Origin of the sequence: Sphingomonas horti (genome assembly GCF_009753715.1) — a bacterium.
Classification (GTDB): Bacteria; Pseudomonadota; Alphaproteobacteria; order Sphingomonadales; family Sphingomonadaceae; genus Sphingomonas_B; species Sphingomonas_B horti.
Window position 1 is genome coordinate 141,175 of sequence record NZ_WQMS01000013.1, and the last position, 16,881, is coordinate 158,055.

The following is a 16,881-nucleotide window of genomic DNA, read 5'->3' on the forward strand; positions in this document are numbered from 1 at the left end:
CTCAGCCAAAGCCGTCCGCAAGGAAGCGCTCCGCAATGGCCGCGTGGAGCGCGGCGCCGCGCGCCATCACGCTTTCGTCGAGCACCATCCGGTTGGAGTGCAGCCCGCAGCAGCTGCGCCAGTCGCTGCCGCTTTCAGACGCGCCCAGGAACGCCATCGCGCCGGGCACTTTCTCCAGCACATAGGAGAAGTCCTCCGCCCCCATCACCGGCGCGGGCATGGTAAGCCACGCCTCGGGGCCGAACACTGCCTCCACCGTCGCCCGCGCGAACGCGACCGCGCGGGCGTCGCAGACGGTCGGCGGAAAGCCGGCCTCGAACGCGACGGTCGCGCTCGCGCCATGGGCGGCGGCGATGCCCTCGGCCAAACGCTTCAGCCCGTCCTGCACCGCCTTGCGCGTGCCGGGCGACAGGGTGCGGATGGTGCCGAGCAGGAAGGCGCTTTCCGGGATCACATTGTCGGTGGAGCCCGCCTCGACCTTGCCGATCGTGACCACCGCCGGATCGGTGACCGACACGTGCCGCGTCACCCAGGTCTGGATCGCCATCACGATCTCGCAGGCGACCGGCACCGGATCGAGCGCGTCGTGCGGCATCGACGCATGGCCGCCGCGGCCATGGACCGTCACCTTAATCTTGTCGGCCGAGGCGAGCAGCGGCCCGGCGCGGCTGCTGAACACGCCGTGCGGCGCATTCGGCATCACGTGCAGCGCGAACGCCGCGTCGGGCAGCGGATCGAGCAGGCCGTCGTCGAGCATGTGCCGCGCGCCGTGCCAGCCTTCCTCGCCCGGCTGGAACATGAAGAGGACGGTCCCCGCCAACGCCTCGCGCTTCGCGCTCAGCAGCTTCGCGGCGCCGACCAGCATCGCGACATGGCTGTCATGCCCGCAGGCGTGCATCGCCCCCGCCGTGCCGGACGCGAAGGAGAGGCCGGTATCCTCGTCCATCGGCAGCGCGTCCATGTCGCCGCGCAGCAGCACCGTCCGGCCTGGCCGGGCGCCCTTCAGCACCGCGACGACCCCGGTGGTGGCGCCGCCCTCGCGATAATCGAGCGGCAGCCCGTCGAGCGCCGCCTTCACCTTCGCCGTGGTCTTGGGCAGCGACAGCCCGAGCTCCGGCTCGGCATGGATCGCGCGGCGCAGCGCGACGAGATCGGGCAGGATCGCCTCGGCATCCCTGGTCCAGTCGGCGGTGTGAATGGTCATGCGCGCTCTCCCGAAAGCGTCAGTCAAGCCCCTCCGCCCCGGCAAGGCAAGCGATACCGCGCAACGCCGGCCCCAAGCGCGGAAGGTTACGAAGGTTCGGCGTGCGGAAAAAATCCCCTCGATCAATGGTACGGGATTGATCGACCGGGGCGATCAGGACCGAAGATTGGAAGGCGGGCGAGTCGTCCATTCAAGCGGAACGTAGCAGGAACACGCGCGAGTAGGACAGACATTTCGTGGCGCGCTCGGCATTGACGAGTTGTGGCAGACTTACCGCGACAAGAGCGGCCCTCGCGCCCTCTTTGCTGTGGTCAGCTTGTATATGGTCGTCGCCGCAAGCGCTCCAGCCGTTGTCGGGTTTCTTCGCGAAGCAGCCGGGATTGCTCGCAAGCGGCGTCTGCCCGCCGGAACAATATGTCGGTCCACTCGACGCGCTCTCTGACAAGCGCCTCCGAAGTCACGTCCATTACGTGGTGCACCAGCGCCAGTACGGTGCCCGCTTTGTCGAGTACGGGCCAATTCACGGGACGCCAGTAGCGCTTTTTCCACTGACCCTCCGGATCGATCACGTCGTAACGTTGGACTTTCATGACCTGCCGCGACGCGGAGGCGCGCGCCGTGGTCAGCGATTGCTTGAGGTTGGCGACGCCATCTGCGCCGGGAACCGCAGGATTGTCCGGAAAAGCCTGGAACATATCGCGCCCGGCCAGGCTGTCGCGCTGCCGCATTGTGGCCGCGAGATACGCATCATTTGCGTCAATGATCTCGAACTCGGGCGTCATCAGGAGGAACGGTGTCGGTGCCCGGGAATAGACCTCCCGATAAACCAGCTGCGCCATCCGGCGCTTCCCGTTCGGCGTCCGGAAGTGGCGTTGCGCGCGCGCAGTGGTCATGTTCCCAATACCCGGTGCTGCTACGACCAGCCTGCCCGCGCCGCATTTCCTCGTCAAACGGGAAGTTTGGAAATCCCACCTTCTGGACGTTCGTGCGCTTGCGCGGACCGGGTGGGGGTATGGCGCCCTCCACAAAGTGCTGTTCCCCTCCCCCCGCTCGCGCTGAAGCGCGAGTCGCCCTCTCCCCATGGGAGAGGGGCCGAGGGGTCGCCGGCAGGATTTCGTGGGCCGCAGAAGCTGCGGAGAAAATGGCGCGCCCGGAACGATTCGAACGTCCGACCCTCAGATTCGTAGTCTGATGCTCTATCCAGCTGAGCTACGGGCGCGCGGGAAGCGGCGACATAGGCGGGTCGTTCGGTGGATGCAACCCCATTGCGGGCCTCAATCGAACGACCTAGGCGGAGCGGCGATGACGCGCCTGTTTCTCCTGGTTCCGCTGATGCTCGCCGGCTGCGCGAGCGCGGGTGTCGGCCCCTCGCTGGCCAAGCGGCCGATCGAGGATCGCGACCTGAGCGAGCCCGTGCGCCAGGTGGCGCCCCCCGCCCCCGCCGACGCCTCGCTGAAGGCGCAGATCGACGGCTTGGTCGCACGGGCGCGGGCCGGCCAGAGTGGCTTTGCCGCGCTGCTCCCCAAGGCCGAGAGCGCGGCATCGGGCGCGGGCGCCGATGGCAGCGAAAGCTGGGTGGTGGCGCAGGAGCTGCTGAGCGCGCTGGAAAGCGAGCGCGCGCCGTCGACGACGGCACTGGCCGAGCTGGACGCGCTGATCGCGGAGCGCGTGAAGACCGGCAGCGAGGCCGGCCTGACGGAGCTGCAGGCCGCCGATGCCGAAGTCGGCGCGATCGTCGAGGCGCAGCAGCGCGACCTCGACCGGATCAGGGCGCGGATCGTCCGCTGATCGCCGCCCGGTGGGCGCGGCCGTTTTCGACATAATGCGCGACGCCGATCGCGTTGCCGGCGACTTCAGCGTCGGTCAGCTCCCGCATCAGCTTGGCAGGGCGACCGCCCCAGAGCTCACGCGCACCGATGCGGCGCCCCGGCGTCAGCATCGCGCCGGCGGCGAGCATGCCGTGGCTGTCGATCGCGCAGCCGTCCATCACGATCGCGCCCAAGCCGACGAAGCTGCGATCGGCAAGCGTGCAGCCATGCACCATCGCCATGTGCCCGATCAGCACGTCCTCGCCAATGATCAGCGGGTGCCCGTCCGGCGCGCCGGGCCGCGGCGAATCGACATGGCAGACGCTGCCGTCCTGGATGTTGGTGCGGGCGCCGATGCGGATGAAGTTCACGTCCGCGCGCAGCACGCAATTGTACCAGATGCTGACGTCCGGCCCGATCTCGATATCGCCGATCAGCCGGCAGCCGGGGGCGATGAAGGCCGTGTCGTGGATGCGCGGCCGCTTACCGTGGATTTCGATCAGGCTTACCCCGTCCATTCGTCGCTCCCGATGCGGTAGGTCACGTGCCGGCCATAGCCGGGCATGTCGAAATCGAGCTGCGGCCGCGCGGCCATGCCGAGGCGCCGCATCAGACCCCAGCTCGGCGCGTTCTCCGTCATGGTGATCGCATAGACCTGGCGCATGCCGAACCGCGAGAAGGCCAGATCGAGCGCGGCGCGGGCGGCTTCCTTCGCATAGCCCTGCCCCCATGTGTCCTCGCGGAGCCGCCAGCCGATCTCCGGCTCCGCCTGCATCCGCTGCGGCGCGCCGGGGGCGTTAAGCGGCTTGAGGCCGCAAAAGCCGAGGAAGCCGCGGTCCGCCCGCCGCTCAACCGCCCAGAAGCAATAGCCATGCTCGGCCTCGCAGGCGCGGATGCGCGCGACGGCGGCCTCGATCTGATCGCGCGTCTGGAGGCCGCCCAGGTAGCGCATGACCGCGGGCGTGTTGCAGGCCTGCTCGAACGCGTCGACGTCCTCCTCGCGCCAGCTACGCAGGACCAGCCGCTCGGTGACCTGGGCGAAGCTCATCGCAGCACCTTCACCAGCGGCAGGATCGTCGCATAGTCGTCGCTCCAGCCGGAAAAGCCGGGGTCCTCGCGGAGCGGCGTCCAGGCGCCGCCGGCGGGCGGATCGGCGATCGCCGCGCTCAGCACAGCCGCATCGCGCGTCATCAGGATCCAGCTGGAGCTGGAGATGGTCCGATAGGCCTCGCTGTCGGGCGCGATCGTGTCGTCATAGCGGGCGGCATACCAGCCGCCGTCGCGGGCCGCCGCCGCGACCACCGGCTCAAGGTCTAGAAAGCGGTTGGAGATGTGGACGAGCAGCATGCCGCGCCGATCGAGCACCCGGGCGTAGATCGCGAACGCCTCGCGCGTCAGCAGGTGCATCGGGATCGCGTCCGACGTGAAAGCGTCGAGCACCAGCATGTCGAGGCTGTCGGTCGCGGCGGCGTCCAGCGACAGCCGCGCGTCGCCCAGCACGATCGCGGCGGCGGGGTCGCAGCGGGCGAGGAAGGTGAACTTCCCCGTTTGCCGCGCGATATGCACGACCGTCGGGTCGATCTCGTAGAAGCGCCAGTCCTGCCCCGGCCGCGCATAGCAGGCCAGCGTGCCGGTGCCGAGCCCGACCGCGCCGACTCGCGCGTTCGGACCGGAGATCGCAGGCAGGTGCAGCATCGCCTGGCCTACCCCCGAACTCGGGCTGTAATAGCTGGTCGGGTCCCGCTCATGGCCCGGCGTCAGCAGCTGGAGGCCGTGGGACGTGGTGCCGTGCGCGAGCGTTCGGATGTCGTCATAATCGCGGATCGTATAGACGCCGAAATAGCTGCGGAAGCGCGCGTCCGGCGTCAGCGACAGGCGGATCGCGTCATAGCCGCCCAGCACCAGCATCATGCCGGCAATGCCGATCAGGAACGGCCCGCGCTTGCCGAGGCAGACGAAGGTCAGCAGCCCGATCGCGCCGGCGCCGAACCAGCCGGCGCGGCCCCACAGCCATGGCCAGGGCTGCTCGATCGAGATGGCGGCGATGGCGATGGTCAGCACCGCCATCAGGGTGGTCAGCAGGCGGGCGCGCACGGGGCTTTCCCACAGGCGTTCGGTCCAGACGAACAGATAGTGCTGCGGCACCAAAGCGGCGGCGGCCAGGATCAGCAGCGGATGCTCATAGGTCCAATCGAACGCCAGCGGCGCGACCAGGCCCGAGAACAGCCCGCCCAGCGCGCCGCCGACCGCCATGCAGAGATAGAAGCCGGTCAGGTAGATCGGCGCCGGCCGCGTCCGGTACATCTGCCCATGCAGCGTGACCGCGACCACGAACAGCAGGATCAGCTCGACCGCGGCGGTCAGGAGCGGCTGGCGCGGCGCGTTCTCGATCGCGAGACCGCCGATCGCGAGCAGCACCAGCGGCGAGATGCGGCACAGCGCGACAACCGCCCCGCGCGCCTCGGCGAAGGCCAGCGTGAAGCTCAGCAGGTAGAGGCCGAGCGGGATCACCCACATCATCGGCATCGCGACGATGTCGGTGGTGAGATAGGTCGTCGTCGACAGCATCAGCCCGGAAGGGACGGCCGCGAGCAGAATCCACCAGAGCCGGCGCCCGAGCGCTGGCGGCGCTTCCGCAGTGTAGCCGGCGTCCGACGTGTCGAGCCCGGCCCGCGGCAGCACTGCCGCGCAGGCGAGCGTCAGCACGACCAGCAGGACATAGCCGCCCGTCCAGAGCTCGCTCTGGTCCCCAAGCGGCAGGCGCGGCTCCACCAGCAGCGGGTAGCTGAGCAGGCCGGTGAAGCTGCCCAGGTTGGATGCGGCATAGAGCGGATAGGGGTCGCGGCCTCCGGTCGCCGCCGCATACCAGCGCTGGATCAGCGGCGCCTGCGCGGCGACCGCGAAGAAGAGCGGCCCGATCGACAACAGCAGCAGCCACGGCACCCAGAAGGCGGGCGATGCGGTCGCCGAGGGCACACGCCCGATCAGCCCGATCGGCAGCAGCAGCGCCGCCGCCGCCAGCAGGAGCAGGTGGACGACCGACTGCGTGCGCACGTTCAGCCGCGCCAGCGCATGGGCATAGGCATAGCCGCCGAGCAGCAGCGCCTGATAGACCAGCATCGCGCTGTTCCAGACCGCCGGCGCGCCGCCGAGCCGGGGCAGCACCATCCGCGCGATCATCGGCTGGACCAGGAACGCCAGGAACGAGCCGACGAAGATCGTGCCGACGAACAGCGGGCCGAGGTCGCGGCGCTTCTCGCCGCTCCCGGCCGCCTCGATCGCGCCGATCGCGGTCGCCACGCCCTACTCCGCTTCCAGCGCCTGCGCGGCGTGCCGGAGCGCGTCGATCGCCTCGTCGACATGCGCCAGATGCGTGCGGAAGGAGCCGATCGCGGCGCGCAGATGGACGCGGCCATATATGCGCGTCGAGCTCAAGAACACGCGGCCTTCGTCCTGCAGCCGCTTGGTGAGGCGCTCGTTGAAGGTGTCGACGTCGCCGCCTGCGGGGCGGTAGCGGAAGGCGAACACGGACAGGTCGGGCGGCGCGGCGGTCTCCCAGCCCGGCAGCTCCGTCAGCCGCGCGTGCATGTAGCGGGCAAGGCCGATCTTCTCCGACTGGGCCGCCCGGAAAGCGTCGAGGCCGGCGAGCTGGATCGGCAGCCAGAGTCTCAGCGCACGGAAATGCCGGGTCAGCTCCGGCGACAGATCGGCGGGCGAGACGTCCTCGTGGGACCCGAACGGCGTCAGATAGTCGGCGGTCGCGCTGAACGACGCGCGCAGGGTGCGACCGTCGCGCGCGAGCACGGCGCCGGTGCCGTAGGGCAGGAACAACGTCTTGTGCGGATCGACCGCGAGCGTGTCGGCGCGCTCGATCCCGCCCAGCACCGCGCGCCCTTCCGCGCACAGCATGAACAGGCCGCCATAGGCGCCGTCGACATGGAACCAGGCGCCGTGGCGCGCGCAGAGCTCGGCAATGCCTTCCAACGGGTCGACCGAGCCGGTGTCGACCGTTCCCGCCGAGGCGACGACGAGCCAGGGCCGAACGCCGTCGCGCCGGTCCTGCTCCAGCGCGGCTTCCAATGAATCGAGCGCGATCCGGTGATTGGCGTCGAGAGCAAGCATCCGGCGCGGGGCATGGCCGCGGCCGGCGATCTTCAGCGCCTTGTCGACGCAGTGATGGGCGGTCGGCGCGACATAGACGGCGCCGCCGCCGTCCGGGTCGAGCGCGTCGCGGGCGGCGACGATCGCCGACAGGTTCGCGATGCTGCCGCCCGAGGTCAGCGCACCGGCCGCGTCGGCCGGGTAGCCGACCACGTCCGCCAGCCAGCGCACGCACGCATTCTCCAGCCGCACCGCGCCCGGTGCGGCGGAGGCGAAGCCGGCATATTTGTTGGACACGTCGGCGAGGAAGTCGCCGAGCGCCGAATGGAACAGGCCGCCGCCGGGGATATAGCCCATGAAGCGGCCGGACGCGGTGGCGATTCCGCGCTGCTCGACCTGCTCCGAGACGAAAGCGAGCGCATCGTCGATGCCGGCCGGCCGATCGGGAAAGCCAGGCGCGGCCATGGCGCCGGTGCGATAGGTCGGCGCCTCGGGCAGCGCCTGGAGATAGCGCTCCGCCTGCGCCTGCACGGCCGCCATCAACGCCGCGCGCTCGCCAGCGTCCGGCTCCAGCGGACGCGCGGCGGCGGCCAATGCCCGCAGTCGCTCGCGCTCGCTCAACGGGCCATCAGCCTCGCCGCGAGCGGCGCATGGTAGGTGAGCACGCCCGAGCAGCCGGCGCGCTTCAGCGACATCAGGCTTTCCAGCACCAGCGCGTCGCGGTCCCCTGCCCCGGCCGCGGCCGCTGCCTCGATCATCGCATATTCGCCGGAGACGGCGTAGGCGAAGACGGGCACCTCGAACCGCTCCTTCACGCGGCGGATGATGTCGAGATAAGGCAGGCCCGGCTTCACCATCACCGTGTCCGCGCCTTCGGCCAGGTCGAGCGCGACCTCGCGCAGCGCTTCCTCTGCATTGGCGGGGTTCATCTGGTAGGTCTTCTTGTCACCCTGCAGCCGCCCGCGCGAGCCGACCGCATCGCGGAACGGGCCGTAGAAGGCGGACGCGTATTTGGCGGCATAGGCCATGATCTGGACGTTGACGAAACCTTCGCCTTCCAGTGCCTCCCGGATCGCGGCGACGCGGCCGTCCATCATGTCTGACGGGGCGATGATGTCGGCGCCCGCGCGAGCCTGGTTCAGCGCCTGACTGACCAGCACGTCCTTGGTCGCGTCGTTCAGCACATAGCCGGCGGCGTCGATCAGCCCGTCATGGCCGTGCGCGGTGTAGGGATCGAGCGCGACGTCGGTGAGGATGCCGACTTCCGGCACTGCGTCCCTGATCGCCCGAGTCGCGCGGCACATCAGATTGTCCGGGTTGAGCGCTTCCCCGCCATCGTCGGTGCGCAGAGGCTCGGGCGTGTTCGGGAACAGCGCGAGGCACGGGATGCCGAGGTCGCGAGCGACGCGCGCGCGCTCGACGATCCGGTCGACCGACCAGCGCGAGACGCCGGGCATGGTCGAGATCGGCTGCTCGACCCCCTCGCCTTCGACGACGAACAAAGGCCAGATCAGGTCGGCGGGCGTGAGGACGGTTTCGGCGTGCAGCGCGCGGCTCCAGGCCGAGGCGCGGGTGCGGCGCAGGCGGAGCGCGGGATAAGAGGCGTTGTGCATGCGCCCGACTAGCCCGAAGCGGCGTTCCGATGCCAGTGAAACAGCTTCCCAAGCGCGCCGCCCTTGTCGTCAACGCCCAGTCCCGCAAGGGGCGCGACCTGTTCGCCCAGGCCTGCGCGCTGCTGAAGGCGCGCGGCATCGAGCTGCTCGAGGCGCATGCGGTGCGCGATCCGAAGCAGCTGCGGCCGACGATCCGGCGCGTGCTGGCGGCCGACCCGCCGATGGTGATCGTCGGCGGCGGCGACGGAACGCTGTCCTCAACGGTGGACGACTTCGTGGCCCATGACACGGTGTTCGCGCTGCTGCCGCTCGGCACCGCCAACAGCTTCGCGCGGACGCTCGGCATCCCGCTGGAGCTGGAAGGCGCGATCGACGTGATCGCTTGCGGGCAGCGGCGGCGGATCGACCTGGGGATGATCGACGCCGACTATTTCGCCAACGCGGCGGCGATCGGCATGTCGCCGCTGATCGCGGAGACGATCCCGCACAATCTGAAGCGGTATCTGGGGCGAGTCGGCTATCTCGGCTGGGCGGCGATCCAGTTCCTGCGCTTCCGTCCCTTCAAACTGACGGTCGGCAACGAGACGATCGACGCGGTCGAGGTGCGGATCGCCAATGGCCGCTTCCATGGCGGCACCGAGCTGGTCGACGACGCCCGGCTCGACAGCGGCGAGATCGTCGTCCAGGCGGTGCTGGGCGACAGCCGGCACCGGCTGGTGTGGAGCTGGGCGGCAAGCATCTTCCGCCTTCGCGCCCGCAAGCGCACCGTCCGCGAGTTCCACGGCGTCGAGCTTCGCATCGCGACCGACCCGCCGCTTCCCATCTCGATCGACGGCGAAGTGCTGGCCCACACGCCCTGCACGGCACGCGTTGCCGCAGGCATCATCGAAGTCGCGGCGCCCCGGTCCTAAGCCACCGGGTTCATCTTGCCGGTGGCGTCGGCATCGGCGAGCGTGCGCTCCTCCGCCTCGAGCACCGTCGGTGGGCCGACCAGGCGCTGCCTGCGCCAGCCGCCGTGGAGATAATAGCCGATCGTCATCAGCATCGAGGCGGCCGAACCGAGCGGGAAGCTCCACCAGATCGCGTCCCCGCCCCAGCTCGGCTCCAGCGAATAGGCGAAGCCGAAGCGGACCGGGAACATCGCGATGGCGAGGATCACCAGCGGCCCGATCACCGCGCCGTTCGCGCGCACCGTCGCCGACAGCACGATCGAGATGCCGAACAGCAGGAAGCTCCAGCCCGCGAGCAGGTTGATGCGGACGGCGATGCCGATCGCGTCCGCGTCGGTGCCGAGGAACAGCCACAGCACGTGCCGGTCCAGCAGGGTCAGCACCGCCAGCAGCGCGCCGGTCATCAGCATGTTCATCCACACGCCCGCGCGGGTGACCCGCGCGACGCGGTCCCAGCGGTCGGCGCCGATATTCTGGGCGACCATCGCGCTGACCGCCGCGCCGATCGCCATCGCCGGCATCTGGATATAGGTCCAGAGCTGGTTGGCGGCGCCATAGGCCGCGGTGGTTTCCGTCCCCTGCTGGTTGACCAGGCCGATCATCGCCAGCGCCGAGGTGGAGACGACGATCATCTGCAGCCCCATCGGTACGCCGAGGCCGACGATCCGCTTGAGCAGCCCGCGGTCGCAGACGAGATAGCGCCATTCATGGCCGCGCAGCCGGATCGGCAGGTCCTTTACGTAGATATAGGCGATCATGCCGGCCAGTCCGGCGAGGCCGGCAATCACGGTCGCGACCGCCGATCCGGCGATGCCGAGCGCCGGCGCCGGGCCGAGCCCGAGGATGAAGACCGGGTTCAGCGCCACGTCCAGCACCGCGCTGAGCCCCATGAAATAGAGCGGCGTCATCGAATCGCCCATGCCGCGCAGGCCCATCATCAGCAGCACGGTCAGGTAGCTCGCCGGCATGAACAGGAAGATCACGCGCAGATAGGCGAGCGCGAGCGGGAAGACCTCGGCCGGCGTGCTCAGCAGCCGCAGCAGCGCCGGCGCGAAGACCCAGCCGGCGGCGACCGTCACCATGGACAGCGCGATGAACAGGCCGAGCGCGGTGCCGAGGACGCGCCGCGCGGTGTCGATGTCGCGGCGGCCCATATTCTGGCCGACCAGGATCGTCGCCGCCATGCCGAATCCGAACACCGCCGCGAACAGCAGGAACATGACCAGGCTGGCGTTGGTCGTCGCCGCCAATGCCTTTTCGCCGAGGATCTGGCCGATCCAGATCGCGTTGATCGACCCGTTCAGCGACTGGAGCACCGACGAGCCGAGCGTGGGCAGCGCGAACAGCAGCAAGGTCGAGCCGATCGGCCCCTGCGTCAGGTCGCGGCGATTCGCGGGATTCTCACGCGCCATGGGGCCTCACAACGCGGCAAAGGTCCCAAAGGTCACGGTACGTCATCAGCGGAACGCGTGAACTTTGCGGCGCGGATGCGATGCGATTTCCAGGTGCCGACGCCGCTGCCATGCGCGGGGTGTGGCACAGGATCGGGGATGTAGGACAGGGGTAGTTTTTGTCGTGCCCACGCTCGGCCCGGGACCCACCTGCCTTCCCCCCGGAAAAGAAGGTAGGCCCCGGCTCAAGGCCGGGGTGACGATTATCCGAGACGCTTCAGGGCGGCACCGAGGCGTTCCGCTTCGGCGGCCTTGTCGGCGTGGTCCGCGCGGGCCTTTTCGACCGCTTCGGGCTTGGCGCGTTCGACGAAGCTGGGGTTCGCCAGGCGGCCGGCCAACGAGTCGCGTTCTTTCTCGGCGGCGGCGATCGCCTTGGACAGGCGAGCGCGTTCGGCTTCGAGGTCGATGACGTCGCCGAGCTGGAGCAGGTAGGTCGCCTCGTCGACGATGATCTGCGCCTCGCCGCCGGGCGCTTCGCTGCGCTCGATCCGGGCGAGGCGCGCGAGGGCGGCGGCATGGGCGGACAGGCGCCGCTCGGTCTCGGCGCCGGCGTCGCTGACCGCGAACGGCACGCGGGCGCCGGGCGGCACGTTCAGCTCGGTCCGCGCGGTGCGGACGTCGGAGACCAGCCGGATCAGCCAGTCTATCTCCCTGCCCGCCTCCGGATCGATCGCGCGGGCGTCGGCGATCGGCCATTTGGCGACGATCAGGTCGTACGGGCGGTCGCCGAGCGCGTGCCAGAGCTCTTCGGTGATGAAGGGCATGAACGGGTGGAGCATGACCAGGATCTGGTCGAGCGCCCAGCCGGCGACGGCTTTCGTCTCCTCGTCCACCGCGCTTTTGATAAGCTCCAGATACCAGTCGCAGAACTGGCTCCAGACGAAATGGTAGATCGTGTTCGCGGCCTCGTCGTAGCGCAGGTCGGCGAGCGCGAGGTCGAGGCGCTGGACGGTCTTGATCGTCTCGCCGACGATCCAGCGGTTGACCGGAAGCCTCGCGGCGGGCGGCTCCAGCGAGGTCGAGGCGCCGATGCCGTTGGACTGGCAGAAGCGCGTGGCGTTCCACAGCTTGGTCGCGAAATTGCGATAGCCTTCGACCCGGCGCTCATCGAGCTTGATGTCGCGGCCCTGGCTTTCCATCGCCGCCAGCGTGAAGCGCAGCGCGTCCGCGCCGTATCTGTCGATCAGGCCAAGCGGATCGACCGTGTTGCCTTTCGACTTGGACATTTTCGAGCCGTCCGGGGCGCGGACAAGACCGTGGAGATACAGCGTCTTGAACGGCACTTCTTTCATGAAGTGCAAGCCCTGCATGATCATCCGCGCATCCCAGAAGAACAGGATGTCGAAGCCGGAGATGAGGACGTCGTTGGGGTAGTGGCGGGAGAGGAGACTCCTCCCCGAGCTTGTCTCGGGGAGGGGGACCGCCGAAGGCGGTGGAGGGGCGGCGTCGGTGCAACCGACGCCGTTGGCGTCGGCCCCTCCACCATGCTGCGCATGGTCCCCCTCCCCCAGCAAGCTGGGGGAGGAACTATCGTCCGGCCATCCCAGGGTGCCGAACGGCCAGAGCGCGGAGCTGAACCAGGTGTCGAGCACGTCCTCGTCGCGGCGAAGCTTGACGTTGCCGGCCTCGCGCTGGGCCTCCTCCTCCGTCTCCGCGACGAAGACTCGGCCGTCGTCGGCGAACCAGGCCGGGATGCGGTGGCCCCACCAGAGCTGGCGCGAGACGCACCAGGGCTGGATGTTTTCCATCCAGTTGAAATAGGTCTTTGTCCACGTCTCCGGCACGACCTTGATGGTGCCCGAGCGGACCGCCTCGATCGCGGGGCCGGCGAGCGTCTTCGCGTCGACATACCATTGGTCGGTCAGCCAGGGTTCGATCACCGCGCCGGAGCGGTCGCCGAATGGGGTCTGGATCGCGCGGTCCTCGACGCGTTCGAGCAGGCCGGCTTCGTCGATCATCTGCACGACGCGCTTGCGGGCTTCGAAGCGGTCGAGGCCGATCAGCTCGGCGGGCACGCGGCCGTCCTGGGTCTGGACGATCCGCGCCTCGGCATCGAGCATGTTCAGCATGTCCGATGGCTTGATGCCGGCGCGAACACCGACCTCGAAGTCGTTGAAATCATGGCCGGGCGTGATCTTGACCGCGCCGGAACCAAGCTCCGGATCGGCATGCTCGTCGGCGACGATCGGGATTTGCCGGCCGGTGATCGGATGGGCGATCATCGCGCCGATCAGGTGGGTGTAGCGCTCGTCCTCCGGGTGCACGGCGACCGCCATGTCGGCGAGCATCGTCTCGGGCCGCGTGGTCGCGACCGAAATGTGGCCCGAACCATCGGCCAGCGGATAGCGGAAGTGCCAGAAGCTGCCCTGCACTTCCTTCGTTTCGACCTCCAGATCGGAGATCGCCGTCTGGAATTTCGGGTCCCAATTGACCAGCCGCTTGTCGCGGTAGAGCAGGCCTTCGCGGTAGAGCTGGACGAAGACCTTGACGACGGCGCGGCTGAAGCCTTCGTCCATCGTGAAGCGCTCGTTCGCCCAGTCGCACGACGCGCCCAGGCGGCGGAGCTGGCGGGTGATCTGGCCGCCGGACTGCGCTTTCCACTCCCAGACCTTCGCGACGAAATCCTCGCGCGAATAATTGGTCCGCTTGTCCTGGCTGAGCGCCATTTCGCGCTCGACCACCATCTGCGTGGCGATGCCGGCATGGTCGGTGCCGACGACCCAGAGGGCGTCTTTCCCCTGCAGCCGCGCGTGGCGGATCAGGATGTCCTGCAGCGTATTGTCAAGCGCGTGGCCGATATGGAGCGAGCCGGTGACGTTGGGCGGCGGGATGACGATCGTGAACGGCTCGGCGTCGCCGCGCTCCGGGCGGAACAGGTTGTTCGCTTCCCAATGGGGATACCAGCGGGATTCGATGGCGCCGGGGTCGAAGGTCTTGGGCAACTCGCTCATGCGCGGCGCCTTAGACGAGCGGGGCGTGCGAGGGGAAGAGGTCTCCCCTCCCGCAAGCGGGAGGGGCCGGGGGAAGGCCTGGACCTCGGCGAGCGAATGGAGGCGATTTCCCTCCCCTAACCCCTCCCGCAAGCGGGATGGGATTAGCCCCGCCCGCTGATCCGGGCGACTTCGCGGTCGACAGTGGCCTGGACGATGCCGGGCAGGTTCGCGTCGAGCCAGTCCTTCAGCATCGGGCGCAGCATGTCGCGGACCAGACCTTCGAGCGTGTTGTCGGCGGCGGGGTCCTCGGGCTTGACGACCATGCGCGAAAGCGCGGCGAGCGCGTGGCGGGTCGCGGCCTCGGTGGTCGCGGAGAGCAAGGCGCCGGCCTCATCCTCGGCAGACGGCGCCGGCGGACGCGGCGGCGGCGCGAACGGAGCCGGCGAGAGCGCGGGCGCTTCCTCGGCGGCAAGCGGCTCGGCCGCGGGCGCGTCCATCGTCTCGGGCTCGCCGATCGGCTGGTTCAACTCCAGCACGTCGGGCTCATCCTCCGGCTCGGGCACAGGCGTGCCGCGACGCGGCACCAGCGTCTCGCTGTCTTCGGCAATGATGCGCTTGATGGAGGAGAGTATCTCCTCCATCGACGGCTCGTTCGTCTGGCTCATGCCCTGTTCCGGCTATTTCGGCCCGACGATTGTTTCCGGCCTCTGCGAGGGCGTGTCAACGGTGCGCGTGGCGATCGTCTTCGGATCGGGGTCGCTGCTCCAGTCCCAGATCTTGTGGCGGACGCGGCGGTAATTGGCGGTCGGATCGTAGAGCGTCACGCCTTCGAGATCGAGGTCGCGCGCTTCCGCCTGCCCCATCGCGGCGAGCAAGGTGAAGGCCGCGACATAGGCGTTGCGCCGTGCCGAGACGAGCTGGACCTGCGCATTCACCAGCTCCTGCTCAGCATTCAGCACTTCGATGATGGTGCGGTTGCCGACGCTGTTTTCGGCGCGCACGCCTTCCAGCGACAGGGTGTTGGCCGAGACCGCGGTTTCGGCCGAGCGGATCACTTCCTGTGAGGACTTCCACGCCGCGAAAGCCGCGCGGACCTGCTGGATCACGCCGCGCTCTGCCGCGATCACCTGCTCCAGCGACTGCGACTCGCGCGCCTGGGCCTGGCGGGTCTGGGCGGCGGGGCGGCCACCCTGGAACAACGGGATCTTGGCCTGGAGGCCGGCGACCGCCTGGCTGGTCTTCTGAGTGATGCCGAGGCCGGGCACGCCCGAGCCGAGCGTGCCGAGATAGTTGGAATACTGCCCCTGGGTGAAGGCGGAGAGCTTCGGCCGGGTCCCCGCCTCCGCGACGCGGACGTCATACTTCGCGGCTTCGCGGCTGCGCTCGGCAGCGGCGAGGTCCGGGTTCTCGCGCAGCGCGACCGCGATCGCTTCCTCCGGCGTCGCCGGCAGGTTCGGCAGCGGCGGCGGCGGCTGGAGATTGTCCGGCGTGTCGCCGACCAGCGCGATGTAGCGCTCCCGACTGGAAATATAATTCGACTCGGCGGTGCGCAGGTCGCCCTGGGCAAGCGACAGGCGCGCCTCCGACTGGGCGACGTCGGTGCGGGTCAGATCGCCGACCTCGAAGCGGTCGCGGGTCGCCTGCAGGTTGACCTCGAGCTGGCGGACATTGGCGCGGTTGAGCTCGACGATCGCGGAATCGCGGATGACGTCGTTATAAGCCGCCACCACCTGGCTGAAGATGCTCGATTCGGTGCCGCGCAGCGACTCCTCGCCGGCCTCGACGCGCCGGTCGGCGGCGCGGACCGCATTCTTGACCGCCCCGCCCTGATAGATCGGCACGGTGAGGCCGATCGTCGCGTCGATGCTGCGCGCGGGAAAGGTGAAGGAGTTGGCGGGCGCCAGGTAATTCTCATTGTAGCCGGCGGTGACCTCCGAGCTGGGCAGGCCCGCGGCGCGCTGGATCGGCACGTTCTCGTCGTTCGCGCGCTGCTGGGCACGCGCGCCGGTCAGCGTCGGGTTGCTGTTATAGGCCTTGGCGAGCGCCTCCTGCAGGGTATCGGCCGCGGCGGGCGCAGCGAGGGCGAAGGCCGCCGTGGTCGCGATCAGGGTCGTCGGGAAGCGCATTCGGGGGTTTCTCTCGTTAGAACACGAAGGTCTTGGGACGGGCGAAGCCGGGCAGCGCCGCGGCTTCGCAGTCGGCGAACAGGTCGAGGCCGAAACCGATGCCGGCCTTGCGCCCGACCGCCAGGCGCGACGTTTCGCGGTCGAGGATCGCGCAGGCGAGCCGGCCGGTCTCGGCGAGCTGATCGACCAGCGCCTGGGGCACCTCCTCGACCAGGCCGTCGATCACGATAAGGTCGTAGGGCGCGGCGGCAGCCCAGCCCTGCGTCAGCGGCCCTTCGACCAGCTCGATGCGGGTGCCGCCGAGATTCTCGCGGGCAAAGGTGAGCAGCGCCGGATCCTCCTCCAGCGCGACGACATGGGCGGCCAGCTTCTCCAGCAGCGCCGCCGTGTAGCCGCTGCCGGCGCCGACCAGCAGCACCTTGTCCTCCGCGCGCACGGCGGCGGCGGTGAGCAGCAGGCCCGTCGCTTCGGGAATGTTCAGCGCGCGGCCGGAGCCGAGCGCGACCGGCCGGTCCATATAGGCGAAGGCGCGGCGCTCGACCGGCACGAACCGCTCCCGCGGGACCTCGGCCATCGCCGCGATCACGCGGGGATCGTTGACGCCGGTCGTCCGCAGCTGGCTCTCCACCATCGCGCGGCGCATCGCTTCGAAATTCTGCTCGGTCATCGGGCTGCCTATTCGCACAACTGTTTTA

General features: G+C 69.2%; 14 protein-coding genes and 1 tRNA gene. 2 read left to right on the forward strand and 13 right to left on the reverse strand.

Annotated features, from left to right (window positions below):
* Nucleotide 1: 1 nt before the first annotated feature.
* The 3 genes from GON01_RS10245 to GON01_RS10255 form a co-directional block, all read right to left on the reverse strand.
* Nucleotides 2–1,204 carry a M20 metallopeptidase family protein gene (locus GON01_RS10245; RefSeq protein WP_157027278.1) on the reverse strand — a complete coding sequence of 401 codons (1,203 nt, stop codon included), beginning with the start codon at nucleotides 1,202–1,204 and terminating at the stop codon, nucleotides 2–4.
* A gap of 311 nt (nucleotides 1,205–1,515) precedes the next feature.
* Complete coding sequence (locus tag GON01_RS10250; protein ID WP_198159828.1) at nucleotides 1,516–2,043, reverse strand: PAS domain-containing protein; 528 nt, start codon at nucleotides 2,041–2,043, stop codon at nucleotides 1,516–1,518.
* A 303-nt stretch (nucleotides 2,044–2,346) separates the two neighbouring features.
* Nucleotides 2,347–2,423, reverse strand: a tRNA-Arg gene (locus GON01_RS10255).
* 83 nt (nucleotides 2,424–2,506) lie between these two features.
* Between GON01_RS10255 and GON01_RS10260 the strand changes: the two genes are divergently transcribed.
* Nucleotides 2,507–2,992, forward strand: a complete 486-nt coding sequence (locus GON01_RS10260) for a hypothetical protein (protein ID WP_157027280.1) — start codon at nucleotides 2,507–2,509, stop codon at nucleotides 2,990–2,992.
* On the opposite strand, the gene GON01_RS10265 is transcribed toward GON01_RS10260, so the two are convergent.
* The 5 genes from GON01_RS10265 to hemB are packed head-to-tail and all read right to left on the reverse strand — an operon-like array spanning nucleotide 2,970 to nucleotide 8,726.
* A complete protein-coding gene (locus tag GON01_RS10265) occupies nucleotides 2,970–3,530 on the reverse strand; it encodes a gamma carbonic anhydrase family protein (protein ID WP_157027281.1) in 561 nt (186 codons plus the stop codon). The two genes, GON01_RS10260 and GON01_RS10265, sit on opposite strands and share 23 nt — an antisense overlap.
* Nucleotides 3,518–4,060, reverse strand: coding sequence for a GNAT family N-acetyltransferase (locus GON01_RS10270; RefSeq protein ID WP_157027282.1), 543 nt, complete (start codon nucleotides 4,058–4,060; stop codon nucleotides 3,518–3,520). The genes GON01_RS10265 and GON01_RS10270 overlap by 13 nt, the downstream gene beginning before the upstream one ends.
* Nucleotides 4,057–6,291 carry a spermidine synthase gene (locus GON01_RS10275; protein WP_408640921.1) on the reverse strand — a complete coding sequence of 745 codons (2,235 nt, stop codon included), beginning with the start codon at nucleotides 6,289–6,291 and terminating at the stop codon, nucleotides 4,057–4,059. The genes GON01_RS10270 and GON01_RS10275 overlap by 4 nt, the downstream gene beginning before the upstream one ends.
* A 24-nt stretch (nucleotides 6,292–6,315) precedes the next feature.
* A complete protein-coding gene (locus tag GON01_RS10280; RefSeq protein WP_157027283.1) occupies nucleotides 6,316–7,734 on the reverse strand; it encodes a pyridoxal phosphate-dependent decarboxylase family protein in 1,419 nt (472 codons plus the stop codon).
* Nucleotides 7,731–8,726, reverse strand: coding sequence for a porphobilinogen synthase (gene hemB / locus GON01_RS10285; protein WP_157027284.1), 996 nt, complete (start codon nucleotides 8,724–8,726; stop codon nucleotides 7,731–7,733). The genes GON01_RS10280 and hemB overlap by 4 nt, the downstream gene beginning before the upstream one ends.
* 29 nt (nucleotides 8,727–8,755) lie before the next feature.
* Between hemB and GON01_RS10290 the strand changes: the two genes are divergently transcribed.
* Nucleotides 8,756–9,637 (forward strand): diacylglycerol kinase family protein, encoded by an 882-nt coding sequence (locus GON01_RS10290; protein WP_157027285.1) that lies wholly within the window; start codon nucleotides 8,756–8,758, stop codon nucleotides 9,635–9,637.
* On the opposite strand, the gene GON01_RS10295 is transcribed toward GON01_RS10290, so the two are convergent.
* The 5 genes from GON01_RS10295 to GON01_RS10315 form a co-directional block, all read right to left on the reverse strand.
* The gene (locus tag GON01_RS10295; protein WP_157027286.1) at nucleotides 9,634–11,088 is read right to left on the reverse strand and encodes an MATE family efflux transporter; all 1,455 of its coding nucleotides are present in this window, start codon (nucleotides 11,086–11,088) and stop codon (nucleotides 9,634–9,636) included. The two genes, GON01_RS10290 and GON01_RS10295, sit on opposite strands and share 4 nt — an antisense overlap.
* Nucleotides 11,089–11,330: 242 nt before the next feature.
* Entirely contained in the window at nucleotides 11,331–14,078 is a 2,748-nt protein-coding gene (locus GON01_RS10300; protein ID WP_157027287.1) for a valine--tRNA ligase, read from the reverse strand.
* A 143-nt stretch (nucleotides 14,079–14,221) separates the two neighbouring features.
* The gene (locus GON01_RS10305) at nucleotides 14,222–14,725 is read right to left on the reverse strand and encodes a DUF2497 domain-containing protein (protein ID WP_232328774.1); all 504 of its coding nucleotides are present in this window, start codon (nucleotides 14,723–14,725) and stop codon (nucleotides 14,222–14,224) included.
* Between the two features lie 12 nt (nucleotides 14,726–14,737).
* Nucleotides 14,738–16,186, reverse strand: a complete 1,449-nt coding sequence (locus GON01_RS10310; RefSeq protein WP_157027288.1) for a TolC family outer membrane protein — start codon at nucleotides 16,184–16,186, stop codon at nucleotides 14,738–14,740.
* 16 nt (nucleotides 16,187–16,202) lie between these two features.
* Nucleotides 16,203–16,853 carry a protein-L-isoaspartate O-methyltransferase family protein gene (locus GON01_RS10315; protein WP_157027289.1) on the reverse strand — a complete coding sequence of 217 codons (651 nt, stop codon included), beginning with the start codon at nucleotides 16,851–16,853 and terminating at the stop codon, nucleotides 16,203–16,205.
* Nucleotides 16,854–16,881 lie beyond the last annotated feature (28 nt).